The 1132-nt window shown below is 34.2% G+C and carries 1 protein-coding gene; it reads right to left on the reverse strand.

From position 1 onward, the window contains the following. Positions 1–1132 (reverse strand): ISL3 family transposase (locus BMX83_RS10675; RefSeq protein ID WP_143059546.1); only part of this gene is annotated, 1132 nt, incomplete at both ends.

Genomic DNA, 1132 nt, shown 5'->3' on the forward strand with positions numbered 1-1132 from the left:
CGTCGTGTTTGGATTTAGCTTGAAATGCAATAAAATTCTATTTTTATAGTTAGAAAAATTACGGTAGCCATAGGCTACTCTATTTAGAACCTTTATTTTGTTATTGATCCCTTCAATTCTTCCATTGTTGTAAGGATAAATGAAGGTGTTGCGAATCGCACTTAAATGTTTTCTCAATGTTTTTAGGCTAGTCTTTAAATAGGTTGATACATCAGACGAACATGGTTGATTCAAGATAAAACATAGTCGTTCGTAATCGTTCGCTTCCACAGCGGCTATAATAGACTGATATAAATCATAAGTAGCTTTGAGTTTGGGATCATAGTCGAGCATTTCTGATATGATAGCTCCCTCTGTTCGTTGACCAAACAAGCGATAGTAGTCATAACTTGTATGAGATATATTATTGGCTTTCTTTAATATCTTCTTCCAATAACGCTTCAATCGCCGATACTTTTTCTGATTCTCCCCATTCGAATTATTCAGCTGATTCATTATAGCTACGCGTGTTTTGTTCATTGAACGGTTTAAAAGCTGGATAATATGAAACCGATCAATAATCACTTTTGCATTGGGAAATAACTTCGGTATAAAACTAATATAACTAGCATTCATATCTATTGTTATTGTTTGTACATTACTTCTTTGATTAAGACTATAACGAGATAAAAAATGTTGTGTGACATATCGACTATCTTTAGCTGGTAAAATATCGAGAATATCGCCTGTTTCGACATTAATATATTCAAATGCCATACGACCGCTGGCGTATTTGAATTCATCAAAAGACATATGTTCAGGGAGAGAATGATAATGCGGCCTGATACATTCGCCTTCATTAGTTAAGACACGTTGTACAGTCGCTTCTGATACATTAGTATCCTTGGCAATATCTTTTACTGATTGTACGTTGCGAGATTGATCTAGGATTTGAGCATTTATATAGTTCGAAATAAAGCAGTTGCGTTTAACGATTGGCGTTTTAGCAGTAAAGCTCTTTCCACAATTTTTACATAAATATCGCTGTTTTTTAATACGTAAATAGGTAGGATAAATTCCTGCCATTGGGTAAGTAACGCGAGACGTTTGTGTTCCGTTTTTAAAAACAATGAACTTTTCATTAGGTACATCA

Source organism: Alkalibacterium gilvum (assembly GCF_900109085.1).
In the GTDB taxonomy this organism is placed as follows: domain Bacteria; phylum Bacillota; class Bacilli; order Lactobacillales; family Carnobacteriaceae_A; genus Alkalibacterium; species Alkalibacterium gilvum.